Raw genomic sequence first — 18,098 nt, 5'->3', positions numbered from 1 at the left:
GAGAACCGCATGGGCTACAGCGACATGGAGAGGCCGCGGAGTATGGATCTCTGCTTTCGCAGGGACGACGGGGACCGGTATCTAGCTTATGAATTAAGCGCTACCATCGCCCAACATTGACCCCTGTGGATCGCATGGCCGCCCTTTCTCGAGACCAGATCACGACCTTCGTCCGCAGCATCAGCCTGCGGCAGGTCCGCCTCGCCACCGGCGTGATCCTGTTCGCCTATCTGGTGAGCCATTTCCTCAACCACGCGCTCGGCAACATCTCGCTGGAGGCGCTGGAGAGCGGCGTCCAGATCCACATGGCGTTCTGGCAATTCCTGCCGGTCACGATCCTGTTCTACGCCGCATGCCTGGTGCACACCGCGCTCGGCATCTGGGCGCTGTATGAACGCCGGCAATTTCGCTGGAAGGCGATCGAGCCGCTGCAATTGGCGCTCGGCCTCAGCATCCCGATGATGATCATCGCGCACATCATCGGCGTTCGGCTCGGCCAGACACTCTACGAGCACGAGAAACTCTATCCGCAGATACTGTTCCTGTACTGGATCTGGGCGCCGTGGCGCATCCCGATGATGCTCGCGGTGATGACCATCGCCTGGGTCCATGGCTGTATCGGGCTCTATCTCTGGCTCCGCATGCGGGCGTTCTACAAGCGCGCCGCACCGTTCCTGCTCGCCGCGGCGGTGCTGATCCCGACGCTCTCCATGCTCGGCTTCTATCAGAGCGGGCGCATGGTCATCGACAATGACAGCACCGAGTGGCGGGCGGAAACCCAGTCGGAGCGCCAGATCGGCACGCGAGCCGAGGCGCAGGCGCTCGATCGCATCACCGATTATTTCCTGTTCGGCTATTTCGGCCTGATCGGCATCGCGCTGGTGGCGCGGGGCGTCCGCGCCGTCAACGAGCGCCGCCGCGGCATGATCAATCTCTCTTACGGCAACGGCCGCACGGTGCGTGTGCCGAAGGGGCTGAGCGTGCTCGAGGCGAGCCTGCGCAACAACGTGCCGCATGCCAGCGTCTGCGGCGGCCGCGCCCGCTGCTCGACCTGCCGCATCCGCATCATCGGCGATTGCAGCGCGCTGCCGGAGCCTTCGCAGCGCGAAGCCTTCGTGCTCGGCCGGGTCGGCACGTCGGATCCATCTATCCGCCTCGCCTGCCAGTTACGGCCGCCGGCCGACCTCTCGTTCTTCCAGCTGTTCCTGCCGCATACGATGTCCGCCGACGGCCACGACTCCAACCCGACCCGGATCGGCCAGGAGCGCTATCTCGTCAGCCTGTTCGTGGACATGCGCGGCTCGACCAAGCTTGCGGAAAAACGGCTGCCGTTCGACACCGTCTTCATCGTCAACCGATTCCTCGGAGCGGTGTCGCAGGCGGTGATCGAGAGCGGCGGCAGGCCGAACCAGTTCGTCGGCGACGGCATGCTGGCGCTGTTCGGGCTCTCGACCAGCCGGCAGAACGCGTGCCGTCAGGCCCTGAAGGCGGCGGCGATGATCGCCGCCAATGTCGACGAGTTGAACAAGTTTCTCGAACATGACCTGCGCGAGCCGATCCGCTTCGGCATCGGCATCAATGGCGGCGAAGTCATCGTCGGCGACATCGGCTATCGCGACCACATGGTGTTCACCGCGCTCGGCGATCCCGTCAATGTCGCGGCGCGCTTGCAGGACATGACCAAGAGCCTGGTATGCGAGGCCGTCATCTCCGATGAAGTTCGCGCAACGGCTGGCCTCGACGCCGATGCGCTGCCGCAGCATGACGTCGAGATTCGCGGACGCAACGAACCGATGATCGTACGCACGGTAATGGATGCGCGAAGCTTGGCGGCGCTGGTTAACGAACAGCAAAGCGCGGCAGCGTGAAAGCGCTACAGTTATAGCGGTTCGAAGCGTGTGTGATGTTTTTCACACCTGAATAATCGTTCAGAAAATTCTCGGCGAACGCAGGCCGCAAACCTCGAACCCGCTCTCTCAAGCACACGACAGATTGGCGATGGGTAAGACTGAAACTTAAACCCGCGCCGAGACGAAACGTCGACCGCGCACATTTGAAAGAGAACGACCATGCTTCGCAAAGTGACCCTCGCCCTTGTTGCCGCCGCGTCCCTCAGCGCCGTCGCGCTGGCTCCCAGCACCGCTTCGGCGGGCGGGTTCTGGCCGCATCACCATCACCACCACCACTTCGGCCACGGCCATGGTCATGGCCATGGCATCAGCATCGGCCTGATCGGTGGCGGCTATGGCGGCTGCTACGTGACCCGCCGAGTGCTGACGCCGTACGGGTTCCGCTGGCGGACGGTAAACATCTGCTATTGATCTAGATCAATGCATTGGCCCCGGTCGCGGCTAGCGGCCGGGGTCTTCCGTGCACGATGCGTCACGCCATGCCTGGGGCCAAGCGCAAGAATGACCTCAGCACGCAGCGAGTCAGGCCAATCGACCGATTTGGAAATCCTTACTGTCCGGCTGCGTCAAATGAGGGCGAAACCGGCAAAACAGCCTAAATCGGCCGCGAATGGGGGCATTTTTGTCGAATCGGCTGGTCCGTTTGCGCTACCCAGCCCGCCCTAACCCGCGTATCCTGCCGCCGCGGGCATGCCGGTTAGTGCGGGGACCGGCGGCTCGTATATTTTTTTGATTCCGCGGAGACGACGTGAATGGCTAAGGGTACGGTGAAGTGGTTCAATCCGACGAAGGGTTATGGATTTATCCAGCCCTCAAGCGGCGGCAAGGACGTGTTCGTTCATATTTCGGCAGTTGAGAAAGCTGGGCTTTCGACGCTCAATGAAGGGCAGACCGTCGAGTACGAAGAGATCGCCAACCGCGGCAAGACTTCGGCCGAGAACCTCAAGGTTTAGCGCGCAAGCGCAACCGGCAACGGCACGCTCTCGGACCTAAATCCGGGAGTTGGGCTTAAAAAACTTCTCGAAAACTGTGAGCGTTCGGCGGAGCGGGCACCGCTTCTGCACGCGCGATGGCTAGACCGTTGCGCCAAAACCGGCCGCTCAATCTTCCGTAACCCACTTCTGGACCGTCATCACGTCCGGTGGCTGCAGATAGCCGCGCGGCCAGAGGTCGACGACCCATTCGACCTTGGTGGCGCGATCGACCAGCACCGCGGTGTTGTGCGGCGTCTGCAATACCAGCGTATTGCCGCGATATCGGGGATCACCGATCGCGTGATGCTTCAACAGGCCCCACTCCCGCAGCACCAGGAGCAGGCTGGTGGTGTTGCGCGTGGTGTCCCAGCAATCGTAATTGTGCTTGTCGTCGAAGTAGCGGAAATCCGCCTTCGCCACACGCTTGTCGGTGCCGAGGATCGGCCCCATGCGGCGATCGAACCACACCACCGCCTTCTGAATCGCAGCACGCTCCGCCGCGGCCGAGGCGCGGCCCGCCGCCATGATCTGGGTCAGCGCGCCGCGGTCACCGGCGGTAAAATCGAGGATCTCGCGGCGGCGGCAGACGAAACCGTAGCAGACGGTCATCGACGTGGCGGATGGCGGATAGATTGAAACCGAGCTGTAGAGGTTGGCGACCTCGGAACTCATCTCGACCGCTCTCGCAGGCGGCGCTGCAAACAGCGCGGCGACAAACGCGACGAGCGCGGCCGCGAAGCTGTTACGCGTGAGATTTCCCAGTGTCGGCAGAGCGGCCTCTCTCATCATCCCTGCGGTTCCCAAGCGACGGCGTTCGTGACGCTTAGCGCGGCTCCCGCGCACTGCCAACCAGCAAGGCCGCGATCTGGGGACGGCACCGCCGGAATTCCGCCCGCTGTGCTCTCCTTGCGCCAGGTGGTTCCGCCATACCATTCCTGTGCTGCCTGGGCTGCCCGCCACCCTGGACAATCGGGGGATTTGCGCCTGTTCCGGCAATCCCGGTCCCGATAAGCTGGCTAGAACGAAGAGAATCCCATGCTGATTCCCGCGCCGCCTCCGCCCTTCAGCGCACCCTACGCGCCCGACGATCGCGCCATCGCCACCGGCCTGCTCCAGGCCGTGCGGCTGGACGCGGCGCAGGAGGCTCGCATCGATCGCATGGCGACGCGGCTGATCGAAGCCATCAGGGCCAATGACGATCCACTCGGCGGGGTCGAGGACATGCTGCGCGAGTTCGCGCTCTCGACCAAGGAGGGACTGGCGCTGATGGTGCTGGCAGAAGCGCTGCTGCGCGTGCCGGATGCCCGCACCGCCGACCAGTTCATCGAGGACAAGCTCGCCGAGGGCGACTTCGTCCACCACGAAACGAGGTCGAGCGCCTTCCTGGTCAATGCCTCGGCGTGGGCGCTCGGCATGTCTGCCCGCGTGATCCAGCCCGGCGAGACGCCGCAGGGGACCATCGGCCGGCTGACCAAGCGGCTGGGCGCGCCAGCGGTGCGGGCGGCGACGCGCCAGGCGATGCGGTTGATGGGCAATCACTTCGTGCTCGGCGAGACCATCGAGGCGGCGCTGTCGCGCGCGCAGCCGCATTCGTCGCGTCATCAGCGCTACTCCTTCGACATGCTGGGCGAAGGCGCGCGCACCGCAGATGACGCCACGCGCTATTTCAATTCCTATTCGAGCGCGATCGAAGCGATCGGCCGCACGGCGGGTAACCGTCCGCTGCCTAACCGTCCCGGTATCTCGGTCAAGCTCTCGGCATTGCATCCACGCTTCGAGGCGGTAAGCCGCACCCGGGTGACGGACGAACTGGTGCCGCGGCTCATCGATCTTGCCCGACAGGCAAAATCCCATGACCTCAATTTCACGGTTGATGCCGAAGAGGCAGACCGGCTGGAGTTATCGCTCGACGTGATCGCGGCAACGTTCGCCGATCCCTCGCTTGCAGGCTGGGACGGTTTCGGGCTGGCGGTCCAGGCCTATCAGAAGCGCGCGGCCGCCGTGATCGATTACGTCGATCGCCTCGCGCGCAGCCTCGATCGCAAAATGATGGTGCGGCTGGTCAAGGGCGCCTATTGGGACACCGAGATCAAGCGTGCGCAGGAACGGGGCCTCGACGGCTATCCCGTCTTCACCCACAAGGCGATGACGGATCTGAACTACCTCGCCTGCGCACAACAATTGCTGGCGCTGCGGCCGCGGTTATTTCCGCAATTCGCTACCCATAATGCGCTGACCGTCGCGACCATCCTCGAGCTTGCGACGGAGCAAGGCGGCTTCGAATTTCAGCGCCTGCACGGCATGGGCGAGGCACTCTACGCAAAGCTCGGCGAAGATCGTCCCAATATTGCCCATCGCACCTACGCGCCGGTCGGCAGCCACCGCGACCTGCTCGCCTATCTGGTGCGGCGACTGTTGGAGAATGGCGCGAACTCGTCGTTTGTTGCGCTCGCCGCCGACGAGGCTATCCCGGTGCCGCAATTGCTGCGGCGTCCGGCCGACATCATCGGCCGCGCGGACAATGCGGCCCATCCGAACATTCCGCTGCCGCGCGATCTCTATGGGGCCAAGCGGAAAAACTCCCGCGGGATCGAATTCGGCGAGCGCGCGGCGCTGGGGCAACTGGTCTCGGCCATCGCCGTCACACCATTGCCTGCAACGGGGAGCATCGCTGACTCAACCGAGAGCGAAGCCAATGCGGCGATACTGGCAGCGCGGAACGGCTTCAGGCATTGGGCCAGAACGCCAGCTGGAACGCGCGCAGCCACGCTGGAAGAAGCCGCCGACCTGCTGGAGGCGCGCGCGCCGCACTTCATCGCGCTGCTGCAACGCGAGGGTGGCAAGACACTGGACGATTCGATATCGGAAGTCCGCGAAGCCGTGGACTTCTGCCGCTACTATGCGGCCCAAGGGCGCGAACTGTTCGGTGAAGACAAGACGATGCCAGGGCCGACGGGCGAGAGCAATATTCTCAGCCTGCGCGGCCGCGGCGTGTTCATCGCGATCTCGCCGTGGAATTTTCCACTCGCGATATTCATGGGCCAGGTTACCGCAGCATTGATGGCGGGTAATGCGGTCGTTGCGAAGCCGGCCGAGCAGACGCCGCTGATCGCGGCCGAGGCTGTGCGGCTGTTGCATGAAGCCGGCGTGCCAACGTCAGCGCTGCATCTGGTGGCAGGCGACGGCCGGATCGGCGGCGTGCTGGTGGCGCATCCCGACATCGCCGGTGTCGTCTTCACCGGATCGACCGAAGTCGCGCGCACCATCAACCGCGCGCTCGCCGCCAAGGACGGGCCGATCGTGCCACTGATCGCCGAGACCGGCGGCATCAACGCCATGATCGTCGATGCCACCGCCCTGCCCGAACAGGTCGCCGACGATGTCGTGACCTCGGCGTTCCGCTCCGCCGGCCAGCGCTGCTCGGCGCTGCGGCTGTTGTTCCTGCAGGATGACGTCGCCGACCGCATGATCGAGATGATCGCTGGCGCGGCGCGCGAGCTTGTCATCGGCGATCCCGCAGATCCCGCCACCCATATCGGACCGGTGATCGATACTGAGGCCAAGCAGCGGCTGGATGCGCATATCGAACGCATGAAGAAGGAAGCCCGGGTGCACCTTGCGGGTCACGCACCACAAGGCAATTACGTCGCGCCGCATATTTTCGAATTGTCCGATGCCGGACAGCTCACTGAAGAAGTGTTCGGCCCGGTGCTGCATGTGGTGCGCTACCGCGCCGACCGGTTGGACCACGTGCTGCAAGCGGTCGGACGCTCGGGCTATGGGCTCACGCTCGGCATCCATTCCCGGATCGACGACACGGTGGAGGAGGTCATCGACGCCGTTCAGGTCGGCAACATCTACGTCAATCGCAACATGATCGGCGCGGTCGTCGGCGTGCAGCCGTTCGGTGGCCACGGGCTATCCGGCACCGGCCCGAAGGCCGGCGGGCCGCATTATCTGGCGCGCTTTGCGACCGAGCAGACGGTGACCATCAATACCGCCGCAGCCGGCGGAAATGCAGCGCTGATGTCCGGCGGCGAGTAGTTGCATCGCCCACCCGAGATGGGTCAAATGGCATCCGGATGCCGGCTTTCGCTGGCGGTAATTCCGACCCACGAAAAACAATCAGACAAGCCAGACGGAGCGGCGCCACGATGGATAAGGGTATTTTCGAAGGCCTCAAGGTTCTGGACTGCGCGAGCTTCATCGCAGCCCCTGCGGCCGCCACCGTGCTGTCGGATTTCGGCGCCGACGTGATCAAGATCGAGCCGCCCGGCGCCGGCGACCCCTATCGCAACCTGCCGAATTTGCCGGGCTACCCGCATAGCGAGCATAATTTCGCGTGGATGCTGGAAGCCCGCAACAAACGGAGCCTCGCGCTCGATCTGTCCAAGCCCGAGGGCCAGGCCGTGCTGCATCGCCTCGCTGCCCAGGCCGACGTCTTCATCACCAATTATCCGCCGCAAGTGCGCGAGCGGCTCGGCATCACCCATGAGCATCTGGCGCCCCACAACGAGCGTCTGATCTACGCGTCCTTCACCGGCTATGGCGAAAAGGGCGAGGAAGCCAACAAGCCCGGCTTCGACTCCAACGCCTATTGGGCGCGCTCCGGTTTGATGGATCTGGTGCGCGCGGACGAGCACACCACACCGGCGCGTTCGATCGCCGGCATGGGCGACCACCCCTGTGCGATGGCGTTCTACGGCGCGATCGTCACCGCGCTCTACAAGCGCGAGCGCACCGGCAAGGGCTCGCATGTCAGCTCCAACCTGATGGCCAACGGCATCTGGGCGGCTTCGGTGCTGGCGCAGGCAAAGCTGGTCGGCGCAAAATTCGGCGAACGCCGCCCGCGCGAGCGCGCGCTGAACGCGGTGACCAATCACTACCAGTGCAAGGACGGCCGCTGGCTGATCCTCTCGCTGCTCAATGAGGACCGGCAATGGCCGACGCTGGCGCGCTGCCTCGGCCGCGAGGATCTCATCGCCGATCCGCGCTTCGAAACCAAGAAGGACCGCCATGCGCGCTCGCTCGAACTGATCAAGATCTTCGACGAGACTTTTGCGACCAGGGACCTTGCCGAATGGCGCAAGATCCTCGACGGCAACGGCCTCGTGTTTGGCGTGGTCGGCATTCTCGACGACATCCCGAACGACAAGCAGATGATCGAGAACGAGGTGCTGGTGCCGTTCGAGAACGACACCATGCTGACGATCTCCAGCCCGATCTGGGTGGATGGCAGCAAGAAGGTTCAGCCGCGCAAGCCGCCCGGCATCGGAGAGCACAGCGACGAGATCCTGCGTAACGCGGGCTATGACGAGGCCGCGATCGGCAAGCTGCGCGCGGCCGGCGCGGTGGCGTGAGGCAGCAAGCCATGCCCAGCTATCGCCTGCATTATTTTGCGGAGTCCGGAAACAGCTACAAGCTCGCGCTGATGCTCACTCTGTGCGGGCAGAAGTTTGAGCCGGTCTGGACCGATTTCGGCGGTGGCGTCACCCGCACGCCGGAATGGCGGCGCGACGTCAACGCGATGGGCGAAATTCCGGTGCTGGAAGAGGACGGCGAGTGTCTTACCCAGACCGCGCCAATCCTGCTCAAGCTGGCCAAACAGTTCGGCCGGTTCGGCGGCGAGACCGAGCAGGAGCAGTTCGAACTGTTGCGCTGGCTGTTCTGGGACAACCACAAGCTCACCGGCTACATGGCGACCTACCGCTATTTCCGCACCTTCACGCCGTCGCCGGATGAGCATGTGCTGAAGCATTTCCGCAGGCGGCTTGATGATTTCCTGTCGATCCTCGAGCAGCACCTGCAGAAGAATGCATTCGCCATCGGCGAACGGCCGACGGTGGCCGACATTTCCATGATGGCCTATCTGCATTATCCCGCCGACGAGACCGGGTATGATTGGGCGGTCAGCCATCCCGCGATCGATGCGTGGCTTAAGCGAATGGCGCAATTGCCCGGCTGGAAATCGGCCTATGACCTGTTGCCCGGCAAACGCCTGACGCACTACGCCAAGTGAGGGTGGTTGCTAGCGGCTTTTGACGAAGCACATGCCGATACGGGAAGTCTTGCCGGCGGCTTGACAGGTCAGGCCTTCGGCGCAAGTCCAGTCACGAAAACTCGCGTCATTGCTGGCGGCCGGTTTGCCCTGCACATAGCAATGCGCGCCCCAACCGTCCTGATAATTGGTGCCGGCGAGTTCGGTGCTGCCGCGCAACTGCGGACGGCTGGCAAAGCCGCGCGAGTAGTCCGGCTCTTTGCCGTCGCGCAGGCTTTCAAGAATATCGCGGCGGCGGATCTGGTCGCCGAAGAAATGCGGCGAGGCCGGTACCACGGTCGCGTTCGACGGCTTGTCCGCCATCCAGTCGACACCGGGAAAATGAAAGCCCCCGATACCGCGCGTCTGGTGGCAACCGGAACAGGTCACGTCGTTGAGCCGCCGCTCGAACCCGGCGAGCGAGCGGATGTTCTGCAACTTCGCGCCGCCTTCTGTTGCCTTCCTCAGCGCAGCCACGACGTCAGCTTCGCTGAACACAGCTCCCTCTCCCTGCACCAGCCCGAATTCCGGCTCCAGATCCGACGGGTCGAACCCGACCGGCGTTGGCGCAATCGCGCCGTTTGCGAGGAATTTTTCCGGGATCAGCACGGTGCCGCGATCGAACGCGACGAGGTTGACGGGATCGAGCAGCCATGCCCTGAACTCGCGCTTGAGGCCATCGTCCGCCAGAAGGCGCGCACGGTCGATCTGATTTTCCATCGGCGCTTCCGAGAAGACACGCGCGTCCCGATCGTAGCGAAACACCTTCAACAGATAGTCGGTGCGGAAATCGCGCACGGCTGATTTCGGCGCGTGCGCGATCTGCAGATTGGTCTCGATGCGGTCGATATTTTCATGGCGGATCAGGTCTGTCCCGGCGAGCGGCGCGGCGAGCCAGCGCCCGGCGATTTCAGAACAGGCAATCGCCTTCCCCTCACCCCTCGCCTTCAGCACGACGTTCAGCGTCATCGGCAGCCGCGGCGGCGACGCTTGGTCGCCGGCCGCCTTGTTCATCCGTGTCAGGCGGTAGATCAGGCGGATCTCGCCGCAGCTTGCTTCCGCAGCGTAAGTGCGGTCTATGCGGTTGACGATGCCGGCCAGCACGAACCGCGTCTCGGGCGAATAAAGCAGCGTGCGGTCGAACAGCTGGAAATCAAACCCCTCGCCGACGCCGATCGTCTCCTTCGGTAGGCTCGCCTGATGCCGCGCGATGTAGCGATCGAACTCGCCATCGATCGCCTGCTGGACCGGCATCATCGACGGCAAGGCGAACAGCGCGCTGTTGGCGAGCGGAATATCGGCCGACCGCTCCGGCAGCAGCATGCGGTCGAGGCGAAATTTTCCGCCGCCGAGTTCGCGCAGCGCCGCCGGATCGGTGATGGCGGTGCCGCGCTCCAGGGCGGCCGTCTCGGCGGCGCGCGCCGGCAAAGCACCGCACAGCAGAGCAAGTACGAGGACAAGAAAGGGCGCGCGGCTCATGCCCCAACTAACACCGCGCAAAGAGGTCTATTCAAGGAAAAAGGCGCCTCACATCGCTGTGAAGCGCCTTCCTGTTTAGATGTCGTCGTCAGCGTGCGACGATCAGACCCTTGCTGGTCACGACCACCCAGCGGCCGTCCTGCTTGCGGATGGCGTCGACACGGCCAAGGCCCGGCACGGGATCGCCGGCATAGACCTCGTACATGCCGCGGCGGCTCTCGATCAGGGCGCTGCCGTTGGCGACGTCGCGCAAGATCCAGCCCTCGACAGTCGGCAGCCGGGCAACTTCAGGCTTCGGCGGAGCCGCTGGCGGTGGAGCTGCGGCAGCAACCTGTTGCGGTACCGAGCCCGTCACGTCCTTCGCGGTGGCAGGAGCCGTCGCTGCGGACGCCTGGGCGGCACGGAGCTTGTCGACGGATTCGCTGAGCCTGGCGAGTTTTGCGGCAGGCTCGGCCTGCGCCTTCTCGACCTTGTCGAGGCGGTCGCTGGCCTTGTTGAACTGGGTCACGCCAGCCTTGGCGGTATGTTCGAGGCTCGCCTTCAGCGCGACGATCTCGGCATCGATCCGCGCCACCGAAGCTTCGAGCGCGCTGTCCTTCACCGCGGCCGCGGCCGTATCCTGGGCCACATCTCGGGCCATCAACTTTCCGACCCCCGCGGTTGCCAGCGCGCCACCGAGCGCACCCGCCACCGTCGCCAGCGCCACCACGGCGGCCATCGCTCCGAACCTGCGCTTGCCGGACGATGCTTCCGCCGGCGCAGCCTTCGCCTCTGAGCCGACGCGGTCACCGGGCGACATGATCGTCACGTTGCCGGGGAAGCGCGGTGCTTCCGGCTTCACGGCGTCGATCTTGGGAGCGTCAATCTTGGGAGCTTCAGCCTTTGGCATCTCGACCTTCGGCGCTTCCATGCCGACGGCCTCCACCCTGGGTGCGTCGGACTTGGGCGCGGTCTCTTCCTGCCCGGGTGAGAGCTTGGCCGTCTCGACCTCTGCCGCGGCCGCTGCCGGCTCGCCCGTCGCAGCCGCGCCGGGAGCAGCCGGCGCGGCGCCAGGAGTTCCGGCTTCACCGCTGGTGGGCAGGGATTGCTGATCGCTCACGTTGGATTCTCCAGAATTGATTGACCATTTGGTAACTTTTATTGCTTGCCAAATCGTTACCGGCGCCGGCCTTACCGAAATTTTAGGAACTCATCCGGCCCGGCCTTGGGCCGTCGTCTGCGGGCCGTAACGTCCGGGCCCTCCATGCTGCCCTGCGGCATCCGTGTTCCGTTTGCGCCGGTCTGTTTCCCGACTAACATGGAGTGACCACCAGCCAGAAAGGCAGGAGGTTCGCCATGACCATCGAAAAATGCATCAACGAGTTTGATGTAGATGACGTCATTTTTGAGGAAGGCTCGACCGGGCGGGAACTCTTTGTCGTGCTCGACGGCAAGGTCGAGATCGCCAAGATGAACGGCGCCAGCAAGACCGTGATCGTCACCCTCGGCAAGGGCGAGTTCTTCGGCGAGATGGCCGTCATCGACGGCTCGTCCCGGTCTGCAACCGCCATTGCGGCCGCGCCCCACACCCGCGTGATGCGGATCAATCACGCCCGCTTCGTCTATCTCGTCAGCCAGCAGCCGGCCTTTGCGCTGATGATCATGGATGCGCTCAGCAAGCGCCTGCGGGCCTCCAACACGGTCGCCTTTAGGACCGCAGCGAACTCATGAGCGAGCGCCGGCCAAGCCCGTTCAAGACTTTGCTCGACAGCGACGTCTGCACGCTGATCGAGGCGGCCGAGGACGTCTATCAGGTGCGTTTCAAGAATCGCGCGGCGAACGCCTATCTGGTACGCGGCAGCTCGCGCACCATCTTGATCGATGTCGGGCTATCCTCGAACTATCCGCACCTGCTGACGTGCCTCAACCATCTCGGGGTGAAGCCCGACGAGATCGACATGGTGGTGCTGAGCCACGAGCACCTCGATCATATCGGCGCGGCCTATCATTTCCATGACAGCGCTTTCATCGCCGCGCATCGGCTGGCCGCCAACAAGATCATGCTGCGCGACGACTTCTCGATGCTGCGCAAGATGTTCAATGAGCCGAACGTGCCGATCAATGTCGACCTCTGGCTCGAAGAAGGCAATCTGGTCGACCTCGGGAATTTTCGCCTCAATGTGATGCACACGCCGGGCCATACCTCGGCCTGCATCACGCTGTTCGATCAGGACAAGGGCCTGTTGTTCGCCTCCGATACGCTGATGCCCGGCGGCGTGATGGGCGGCGTGTTCGGCTCCGGCAGCATCGCCGACTACATCCAGTCGCTGGAGCGGCTGAAGGGCCTGAACTCAAAAATCCTGCTGTCCGGCCACGGCCGGCTGTCCGATACGCCGCAGGACGACGTGCGGATCGCGATCCAGCGCTCGCACGCATTGCTGTCGGACACCGCACAATTGTTCGATGCACTGGATGCACGGGCGAACTTTGAGCCGATCATGCAGTCGGTACGCGACCTCAACAAGCTCGACGACAGCTAGGCCGGTTCGTCCGCAACATATTCCGCCACGCCGAATGTGTGGTTCGGCCATTTGACAAATGGCACGGTGGCCTGTTCAACGGTTCCCAACAACACTGCGCAAAAACATCGGGAGAGACAGCACCATGAAGTTTTACGACTCGGTCGGACCGAACCCGCGCATCGTCCGCATGTTCATGGCGGAGAAGGGCATCGAGATGCCGAAGCAGACGGTCGATCTGCGCAAGGGCGAGAACCGCGAGGCCGAGCATCTGAAGCGCAACCCGCATGGCCAGATGCCGACGCTCGAACTCGACGACGGCAACTATCTCTCCGAAATCACCGCGATCTGCGAATATCTCGAAGAGAAGCATCCTAGCCCGCCGATGATCGGGGCAACGCCGGAAGAGCGCGCCGAATGCCGGATGTGGACGCGCCGCGTCGATCTCAACATCTGCGAGCATATGGGCAACGGCTTCCGCTTCGGCGAAGGCCTGAAATTTTTCGAGAAGCGGATTCCCTGCGCGCCCGAGGCTTCGCCCGGCCTGAAGATGATCGCCGCCAACCGCCTGCAATGGCTCGACGGCCAGATGGCCGACGGCCGCCAATATATCTGCGGCAAGCGCTTCACGCTGGCCGATATTCTGCTTTACGGCTGGCTCGATTTCGCCGGCCAGGTCGGCCAGCCGCTCGATACGACGAATGCCAACATCGTGACCTGGATGGCGCGGGTGGGAGAGCGGCCTTCGGCGAAGGCGTAAAGTAGCAGTTCGCTCACCGCTCAAGAAAAAGGCCGGCGGGCGTTACGCCGCCGACCTCATCTTGCAACTGCCGGCTCACGGGGTCCGGTTCCGTTGCTTGCATTCCGCTTGCTATCTACCTTGATTGGTAACACCCGGCGCCGGCCGATGCCATTGCATGCAGGTATGGCCAAACCGTCTTGAGGTAGGCTCGCGCTGTGCAAACGGATGGAGCCGACTATCCCTTGGTTTAGGGCAGTGGTAGCGCTTTACAGCACCACTGGCGTATCCGGCAGTTCGTTCGTCCCGCCGCCCGTCCTTGGAAAATGCGCCGTCAGTTCGCGCGACACTGCCGCGATGCCCCTGATCACGCCACGTTCGAAATTCCCTGTCCGGAAATCCGCTTCCATCTCCTTGCAGATTTTCTCCCAGCCGGCGGCGCCGACCTTTGTGTCGATACCTCGATCGGCGACAATTTCGACATCGCGATCGGCAAGCAGGAGATAGATCAGCACGCCGTTGTTGTCGGCAGTGTCCCAGATCCGCAAATGCGAAAACACGTCCAGCGCCCGCTCCCGCGCGGACTGGTTGCGAAACAGCGGAGCGCCGTCGAGCGCGCCTTCGACCACGAAACGAACCTGCCCGGAATGGGTAGCTTCGCCCGCATTGATCGCCTGTTCGATCCTCGCCAGGAGGGCCGGCGGGAAATCGCGCCGGCGGCGCCAGTGATGCTGGAGAAGATGCCTGGTGATACGACCGATGCTCATGGCTACCAGCTCCCCGATGCACCGCCGCCGCCGAAACTGCCGCCGCCTCCGCTGAAACTGCCACTATCGCTATTGCTGGAGCTGGATCCGCCGGACCATGAGCCGCCGCTGCCGCCCATGACCCATCCATTGTCCCTGCCGCGGCGTCCCACGCTTGGGCCCATGGCGCCCATGTTCTGGACGAGGAAGGTCACGACAAAAGCGATAAAACCGATGAGGATCGCGGCCACCAGCGATCCTGCAAGGAACCAGCCGAACATCCCGACAATGCCGCCGGTTGCCGCCGCGCCGATGAACCGGCCGAGCAAGGCCCTCAACACCCCGCCGATGATGAAAGCGAAGACGAGGAAAAAGGGATTGAACGGGTCGATATAGTTGGACAGGCCTGACCCCTGCCAGTGCGGCGGCTCCGGCTCTGGCAATTTCTCGCCGTCGGCGACTCGGACAATCCGGTTCACGCCGGCAGAGACGCCACCGGCGAAATCGCCGGCCTTGAATTTCGGCGTGATGTCTTCATCGATGATGCGCTTCGTGGTGGCGTCGGTCAGCGCCCCTTCGAGGCCGTAACCGACCTCGATGCGCAAATGACGGTCGTTCTTGGCGATGACGAGCAGCGCGCCGTCGTCGACCTTCTTGCGACCGATCTTCCAGGCCTCCGCGACCCGCAGCGCGAATTGCTCGATGGCCTCGCCGTCCGTCGTCGGCACGATCAGCACCGCGATCTGGCTGCCCTTTCGCGTCTCCAGATCCCGCAATGTCTGCGTCAGCGCGGCGGTATCGCCGGCCGAGAGCGTGCCGGTCTGATCGACGACGCGGCCACTCAGCGGCGGCACCGCCACAAGCGCCAGCGCCGCGGCGGCCCAGCACAGCAGCAGTGCAAGAAGAGAGGCTCTTGCCGCGCGCATTTTCGTCCGCTACTTCGCGGGCGCCGGCGTCGGGTTGAAGTCCACCTTTGGCGCGGTCGAGATTGCCTTCTCGTCCTCGACCGTGAAATTCGGCTTCTCCTTGTAGCCGAATGCCATCGCCGTCAGATTGTTCGGAAAGGTGCGGATGCCGACGTTATAGTCCTGCACCGCCTTGATGTAGCGATTGCGCGCGACCGTGATGCGGTTTTCAGTACCTTCGAGTTGCGCCATCAGGTCGCGGAACAGCGCGTCCGACTTGAGCTGCGGATAGTTCTCAGTCACGACCAACAGCCGCGACAAAGCGCTCGACAGTTCGCCCTGGGCCGCCTGGAATTTCTGGAATGCAGCAGGGTCGTTCAATACCTCTGGCGTCGCCTGGACGCTGCCGACCTTGGCGCGGGCATTGGTGACACCCAGCAGGACGTCCTTCTCCTGCTGTGCAAAGCCCTTCACGGAATTGACGAGATTGGGCACCAGATCAGCACGGCGCTGATACTGGTTGACCACTTCCGACCAGCCCGACTTGACCTGCTCGTCAGTGGTCTGGATGGCGTTGTAGCCGCAATTGGTCAGGCTCAGGCACGACAGGGTCGCCAGCACGCTCCAAAATCTGCGCATCGAACTCTCCCCAAAGAAAAGTCCAACGTCACCATAGCAGATTAGTTGCGTCCGGTATGCAGGCGCGAGGCCGCGTCAGCCTAATTTTACAGGCGACGGCCCTTGCGTATCATTTGCCGAAATAACAACATGACCGCCAACGAAAAGGAAACGCGAGGGCGCCCATGGAGTTCGAAACCATCGTCGTGGAGCGGCCTGACCCGCGAATAGTGCGGATCGTGATGAACCGACCCGAGGCGCGCAACGCGCAAAACCTGCAGATGACCTACGACCTCAACGCCGCCTTCGACCAGGCGGTGCAGGACGATGCCGTCAAGGTCATTATCCTCGCCGGTAACGGCCTGCATTTTTCGTCGGGGCATGATCTGCGCCCCGGGGCCAAGAACACTGCCGGTGTGGATTTTCCGCCGGTTGGAAATTGGGGCGGATTCGCCGAGCCTAATGCCCACGGCCGCTTCGCGCGCGAGCAGGAAATCTATCTGCAGATCACCCGGCGCTGGCGCAACCTCGCCAAGCCGACGATTGCGGAGGTGCACGGCAAATGCATCGCCGGCGGGCTGATGCTGGCCTGGGCCTGCGACCTCATTGTCGCAAGCCACGATGCCGAGTTCTGCGATCCCGTCGTCGCCATGGGCGTCTGCGGCGTCGAATGGTTCGTGCATCCCTGGGAGTTGGGCCCGCGCAAGGCCAAGGAATTGCTGTTCACCGCCGACGTCTGGAGCGCGGAGGAAGCGCACCGACTCGGCATGGTCAACCACGTGGTGCCGCGGGATGAACTCTCCGCCTTCGTGATGAAGCTTGCTGAACGGATCGCGGCCAAGCCTTCGTTCGCGCTGAAGCTGACAAAAGAAGCCGTCAATCGTTCGGTCGACGTGATGGGGCAACCCGCGGCGATCGAGCAGGCATTCGCGCTGCATCAGCTCTGCCACGCGCACAATCTGCAGGAGTTCGGGATGATCGTAGATCCGGCAGGCCTTCACCCGTCCGTCCGTAAACCCGCCCAAGCGAAATAGAAAAGCAAAGAAGATCAGATGGACCTCACCTTGAGCGACGAGCAGCGGTTGCTGCGCGAAAGTGCCGACCGCTTTGTCAGCGAGACCTATATCGCCGATCACCGCCGAAAGATCGCGAGCGATCCGCTCGGCTTCAGCGCCGAGATCTGGAAGCAGTTCGCCGATCTCGGCTGGCTGGCGCTGCCGATTTCGGAAGCCCATGGCGGGCTCGGTGGCGGCGCCGTCGAGATCGGCATCCTGATGGAAGCGTTCGGGCGGGGTCTCGTTTCCGAGCCCTATCTCTCCACCGTCGTGATCGGCGCGTCGCTGATCGCGGAATGCGGCACGGAAGCGCAGAAGCAGGCGCTGCTGCCGAAAATCGCCGACGGTTCGCTGATCCTGGCGTTCGCACATTCGGAGCGCCAGGCGCGCTTCGATCTGGCCAAGGTCGCGACATCAGCAAAGAAGATGCCTGACGGCTGGCGTCTGGATGGACAGAAGACCGCCGTACTCGACGGTAACGCCGCCGGGCAGATCATCGTCTCCGCCCGCGACGATGGCGCCAAGCTCTGCCTCTTCCTCATGCCCTGCGGCGCAGCCGGGCTTACCTCGCGCGACTTTCCTCGGCTTGGCGGCGGCCGGGCCTGCAACCTCGATCTCAACGGCGTGCAGCTTCCCGCCGACGCGCTGCTCGGCGATGGCAGCGACGCACTGCCCGCGATCGAAGCTGTGGTCGATCGCGCGATGGCCGCGCTCGGCGCAGAGGCGGTCGGTATCATGCAGACACTGCTCGACCAGACGCTGGAATATACCAAGATACGAAAACAGTTCGGGCGACCGCTATCCGCCAATCAGGTGATCCGCCATCGCCTTGCCGATATGGCGATGCAATGCGACGAAGCGCGCTCGATGGCATTGCGCGCCGCGCTGATGGCCGATGCCGAACCTGTCGCGCGCGGCCGTGCCGCCTCGGGTACGAAAGCCAAGATCGGCAAATGCGCGCGCTTCGTCGCCGAGCAATCCGTGCAGCTTCATGGCGCCATGGGTGTCACCGAAGAGCTCGACATCGGCTCCTATTTCAAGCGGCTGCTCGCCTTCGACACGTTGTTCGGCGGCAGCGCCCATCATTACCGCCGTCACGCCGTCCTCGGCGGCCGTGCCGTTCAGGCCTGAACCGGA

17 protein-coding genes are annotated in these 18,098 nt (G+C 63.6%); 11 read left to right on the top strand and 6 right to left on the bottom strand.

Annotated features, from left to right (window positions below; translation table 11 throughout):
* Positions 1 to 134: 134 nt before the first annotated feature.
* The 3 genes from LMTR21_RS04815 (at position 135) to LMTR21_RS04805 (ending at position 2,863) form a co-directional block, all read left to right on the top strand.
* Positions 135 to 1,868, top strand: a complete 1,734-nt coding sequence (locus LMTR21_RS04815) for an adenylate/guanylate cyclase domain-containing protein (protein ID WP_065750974.1) — start codon at positions 135 to 137, stop codon at positions 1,866 to 1,868.
* Between the two features lie 201 nt (positions 1,869 to 2,069).
* On the top strand, positions 2,070 to 2,321 hold the full coding sequence (locus LMTR21_RS04810) for a hypothetical protein (RefSeq protein WP_065750973.1): 252 nt from the start codon (positions 2,070 to 2,072) through the stop codon (positions 2,319 to 2,321).
* A gap of 341 nt (positions 2,322 to 2,662) precedes the next feature.
* The gene (locus tag LMTR21_RS04805) at positions 2,663 to 2,863 is read left to right on the top strand and encodes a cold-shock protein (protein ID WP_028351035.1); all 201 of its coding nucleotides are present in this window, start codon (positions 2,663 to 2,665) and stop codon (positions 2,861 to 2,863) included.
* A 147-nt stretch (positions 2,864 to 3,010) separates the two neighbouring features.
* Here the strand turns inward: LMTR21_RS04805 and LMTR21_RS04800 are convergent, their stop codons facing one another.
* Positions 3,011 to 3,673, bottom strand: a complete 663-nt coding sequence (locus LMTR21_RS04800) for a hypothetical protein (RefSeq protein ID WP_246175124.1) — start codon at positions 3,671 to 3,673, stop codon at positions 3,011 to 3,013.
* A gap of 252 nt (positions 3,674 to 3,925) precedes the next feature.
* On the opposite strand from LMTR21_RS04800, the gene putA reads away from it, so the two are divergent.
* The 3 genes from putA to LMTR21_RS04785 all read left to right on the top strand — a co-directional run bounded on the left by putA (position 3,926) and on the right by LMTR21_RS04785 (position 8,903).
* Positions 3,926 to 6,928, top strand: coding sequence for a bifunctional proline dehydrogenase/L-glutamate gamma-semialdehyde dehydrogenase PutA (gene putA, locus LMTR21_RS04795; protein WP_065751031.1), 3,003 nt, complete (start codon positions 3,926 to 3,928; stop codon positions 6,926 to 6,928).
* A gap of 110 nt (positions 6,929 to 7,038) precedes the next feature.
* Positions 7,039 to 8,244: a CaiB/BaiF CoA transferase family protein gene (locus tag LMTR21_RS04790; protein ID WP_065750972.1), complete on the top strand. Its 1,206-nt coding sequence runs from the start codon at positions 7,039 to 7,041 to the stop codon at positions 8,242 to 8,244.
* Between the two features lie 11 nt (positions 8,245 to 8,255).
* Positions 8,256 to 8,903 carry a glutathione S-transferase family protein gene (locus tag LMTR21_RS04785; RefSeq protein WP_065751030.1) on the top strand — a complete coding sequence of 216 codons (648 nt, stop codon included), beginning with the start codon at positions 8,256 to 8,258 and terminating at the stop codon, positions 8,901 to 8,903.
* 9 nt (positions 8,904 to 8,912) lie between these two features.
* On the opposite strand, the gene LMTR21_RS04780 is transcribed toward LMTR21_RS04785, so the two are convergent.
* Together LMTR21_RS04780 and LMTR21_RS04775 are read right to left on the bottom strand one after the other, a co-directional pair.
* A complete protein-coding gene (locus LMTR21_RS04780) occupies positions 8,913 to 10,400 on the bottom strand; it encodes a hypothetical protein (protein ID WP_065750971.1) in 1,488 nt (495 codons plus the stop codon).
* A gap of 88 nt (positions 10,401 to 10,488) precedes the next feature.
* The gene (locus LMTR21_RS04775; RefSeq protein WP_246175111.1) at positions 10,489 to 11,499 is read right to left on the bottom strand and encodes a hypothetical protein; all 1,011 of its coding nucleotides are present in this window, start codon (positions 11,497 to 11,499) and stop codon (positions 10,489 to 10,491) included.
* 236 nt (positions 11,500 to 11,735) lie between these two features.
* Here LMTR21_RS04775 and LMTR21_RS04770 point away from each other — a divergent pair, with 236 nt between their 5' ends.
* The 3 genes from LMTR21_RS04770 (at position 11,736) to LMTR21_RS04760 (ending at position 13,658) form a co-directional block, all read left to right on the top strand.
* Positions 11,736 to 12,110 (top strand): Crp/Fnr family transcriptional regulator, encoded by a 375-nt coding sequence (locus LMTR21_RS04770; protein ID WP_065750970.1) that lies wholly within the window; start codon positions 11,736 to 11,738, stop codon positions 12,108 to 12,110.
* On the top strand, positions 12,107 to 12,919 hold the full coding sequence (locus tag LMTR21_RS04765) for an MBL fold metallo-hydrolase (protein ID WP_065750969.1): 813 nt from the start codon (positions 12,107 to 12,109) through the stop codon (positions 12,917 to 12,919). Before LMTR21_RS04770 ends, LMTR21_RS04765 begins: the two co-directional genes overlap by 4 nt.
* A gap of 124 nt (positions 12,920 to 13,043) precedes the next feature.
* Positions 13,044 to 13,658 (top strand): glutathione S-transferase family protein, encoded by a 615-nt coding sequence (locus LMTR21_RS04760; RefSeq protein ID WP_065750968.1) that lies wholly within the window; start codon positions 13,044 to 13,046, stop codon positions 13,656 to 13,658.
* Between the two features lie 248 nt (positions 13,659 to 13,906).
* On the opposite strand, the gene LMTR21_RS04755 is transcribed toward LMTR21_RS04760, so the two are convergent.
* The 3 genes from LMTR21_RS04755 to LMTR21_RS04745 are packed head-to-tail and all read right to left on the bottom strand — an operon-like array spanning position 13,907 to position 15,927.
* The gene (locus tag LMTR21_RS04755) at positions 13,907 to 14,404 is read right to left on the bottom strand and encodes a TPM domain-containing protein (protein ID WP_065750967.1); all 498 of its coding nucleotides are present in this window, start codon (positions 14,402 to 14,404) and stop codon (positions 13,907 to 13,909) included.
* A gap of 2 nt (positions 14,405 to 14,406) precedes the next feature.
* Positions 14,407 to 15,309, bottom strand: coding sequence for a TPM domain-containing protein (locus LMTR21_RS04750; RefSeq protein WP_065750966.1), 903 nt, complete (start codon positions 15,307 to 15,309; stop codon positions 14,407 to 14,409).
* 9 nt (positions 15,310 to 15,318) lie between these two features.
* Positions 15,319 to 15,927, bottom strand: coding sequence for a LemA family protein (locus LMTR21_RS04745; RefSeq protein ID WP_065750965.1), 609 nt, complete (start codon positions 15,925 to 15,927; stop codon positions 15,319 to 15,321).
* Between the two features lie 164 nt (positions 15,928 to 16,091).
* On the opposite strand from LMTR21_RS04745, the gene LMTR21_RS04740 reads away from it, so the two are divergent.
* A complete protein-coding gene (locus LMTR21_RS04740; protein WP_065750964.1) occupies positions 16,092 to 16,940 on the top strand; it encodes an enoyl-CoA hydratase in 849 nt (282 codons plus the stop codon).
* Between the two features lie 18 nt (positions 16,941 to 16,958).
* Positions 16,959 to 18,092, top strand: a complete 1,134-nt coding sequence (locus LMTR21_RS04735; RefSeq protein ID WP_065750963.1) for an acyl-CoA dehydrogenase family protein — start codon at positions 16,959 to 16,961, stop codon at positions 18,090 to 18,092.
* Positions 18,093 to 18,098: the final 6 nt, after the last annotated feature.

It is taken from the genome of Bradyrhizobium paxllaeri (assembly GCF_001693515.2).
In the GTDB taxonomy this organism is placed as follows: domain Bacteria; phylum Pseudomonadota; class Alphaproteobacteria; order Rhizobiales; family Xanthobacteraceae; genus Bradyrhizobium; species Bradyrhizobium paxllaeri.
Note: the sequence above shows the minus strand (reverse complement) of the source record. Positions and strands in the feature narration are given on the sequence as shown.

Bases quoted from the DNA above. Each gene is read 5' to 3' on its own strand.
- LMTR21_RS04805 (WP_028351035.1), top strand. From the start codon at position 2,663: ATGGCTAAGGGTACGGTGAAGTGGTTCAATCCGACGAAGGGTTATGGA.
- LMTR21_RS04745 (WP_065750965.1), bottom strand. From the start codon at position 15,927: ATGCGCAGATTTTGGAGCGTGCTGGCGACCCTGTCGTGCCTGAGCCTG.
- LMTR21_RS04750 (WP_065750966.1), bottom strand. From the start codon at position 15,309: ATGCGCGCGGCAAGAGCCTCTCTTCTTGCACTGCTGCTGTGCTGGGCC.
- LMTR21_RS04755 (WP_065750967.1), bottom strand. From the start codon at position 14,404: ATGAGCATCGGTCGTATCACCAGGCATCTTCTCCAGCATCACTGGCGC.
- LMTR21_RS04765 (WP_065750969.1), top strand. From the start codon at position 12,107: ATGAGCGAGCGCCGGCCAAGCCCGTTCAAGACTTTGCTCGACAGCGAC.
- LMTR21_RS04800 (WP_246175124.1), bottom strand. From the start codon at position 3,673: ATGATGAGAGAGGCCGCTCTGCCGACACTGGGAAATCTCACGCGTAAC.
- LMTR21_RS04780 (WP_065750971.1), bottom strand. From the start codon at position 10,400: ATGAGCCGCGCGCCCTTTCTTGTCCTCGTACTTGCTCTGCTGTGCGGT.
- LMTR21_RS04790 (WP_065750972.1), top strand. From the start codon at position 7,039: ATGGATAAGGGTATTTTCGAAGGCCTCAAGGTTCTGGACTGCGCGAGC.
- LMTR21_RS04760 (WP_065750968.1), top strand. From the start codon at position 13,044: ATGAAGTTTTACGACTCGGTCGGACCGAACCCGCGCATCGTCCGCATG.
- LMTR21_RS04735 (WP_065750963.1), top strand. From the start codon at position 16,959: ATGGACCTCACCTTGAGCGACGAGCAGCGGTTGCTGCGCGAAAGTGCC.
- LMTR21_RS04815 (WP_065750974.1), top strand. From the start codon at position 135: ATGGCCGCCCTTTCTCGAGACCAGATCACGACCTTCGTCCGCAGCATC.
- LMTR21_RS04740 (WP_065750964.1), top strand. From the start codon at position 16,092: ATGGAGTTCGAAACCATCGTCGTGGAGCGGCCTGACCCGCGAATAGTG.
- LMTR21_RS04770 (WP_065750970.1), top strand. From the start codon at position 11,736: ATGACCATCGAAAAATGCATCAACGAGTTTGATGTAGATGACGTCATT.
- LMTR21_RS04810 (WP_065750973.1), top strand. From the start codon at position 2,070: ATGCTTCGCAAAGTGACCCTCGCCCTTGTTGCCGCCGCGTCCCTCAGC.
- LMTR21_RS04785 (WP_065751030.1), top strand. From the start codon at position 8,256: ATGCCCAGCTATCGCCTGCATTATTTTGCGGAGTCCGGAAACAGCTAC.